Source organism: Neisseria sp. HMSC070F02 (assembly GCF_001814225.1).
Classification (GTDB): domain Bacteria; phylum Pseudomonadota; class Gammaproteobacteria; order Burkholderiales; family Neisseriaceae; genus Neisseria; species Neisseria meningitidis.
Window position 1 is genome coordinate 377 of record NZ_KV815461.1, and the last position, 778, is coordinate 1,154.

Annotated in this window: 2 protein-coding genes; both read left to right on the forward strand. The window is 49.0% G+C overall.

Features of this window, described 5'->3' with window-relative positions:
• Positions 1–359: EF-Tu C-terminal domain-related protein (locus tag HMPREF2959_RS07570; RefSeq protein WP_083314156.1), on the forward strand; the 359-nt coding region annotated here is incomplete at its 5' end.
• Between the two features lie 17 nt (positions 360–376).
• Positions 377–688, forward strand: a complete 312-nt coding sequence (gene rpsJ, locus HMPREF2959_RS07575; RefSeq protein WP_002215394.1) for a 30S ribosomal protein S10 — start codon at positions 377–379, stop codon at positions 686–688.
• Positions 689–778 lie beyond the last annotated feature (90 nt).

The following is a 778-nucleotide window of genomic DNA, read 5'->3' on the forward strand; positions in this document are numbered from 1 at the left end:
GCGTATTGCTGCGCGGTACCAAACGTGAAGACGTGGAACGCGGTCAGGTATTGGCCAAACCGGGTACTATCACTCCTCACACCAAATTCAAAGCAGAAGTGTACGTACTGAGCAAAGAAGAGGGCGGCCGCCATACTCCGTTCTTCGCCAACTACCGTCCGCAATTCTACTTCCGTACCACCGACGTAACCGGCGCGGTTACTTTGGAAGAAGGTGTGGAAATGGTAATGCCGGGTGAGAACGTAACCATTACCGTAGAACTGATTGCGCCTATCGCTATGGAAGAAGGCCTGCGCTTTGCGATTCGCGAAGGCGGTCGTACCGTGGGTGCCGGCGTGGTTTCTTCTGTTATCGCTTAATTGAAGGATATTGATAAATGGCAAACCAAAAAATCCGTATCCGCCTGAAAGCTTATGATTACGCCCTGATTGACCGTTCTGCACAAGAAATCGTTGAAACTGCAAAACGTACCGGTGCCGTTGTAAAAGGTCCGATTCCGTTGCCGACCAAAATCGAACGTTTCAACATTCTGCGTTCTCCGCACGTGAACAAAACTTCCCGTGAACAATTGGAAATCCGCACCCACTTGCGCCTGATGGACATCGTGGATTGGACCGATAAAACTACCGATGCGCTGATGAAGCTGGATTTGCCGGCCGGTGTTGATGTAGAAATCAAAGTCCAATAATTCGGACTATTGAAAATCCCCAAGCAATCAATGCTTGGGGATTTTTTATGTTATGCCGAGACCTTTGCAAAATTCCCCAAAATCCCCTAA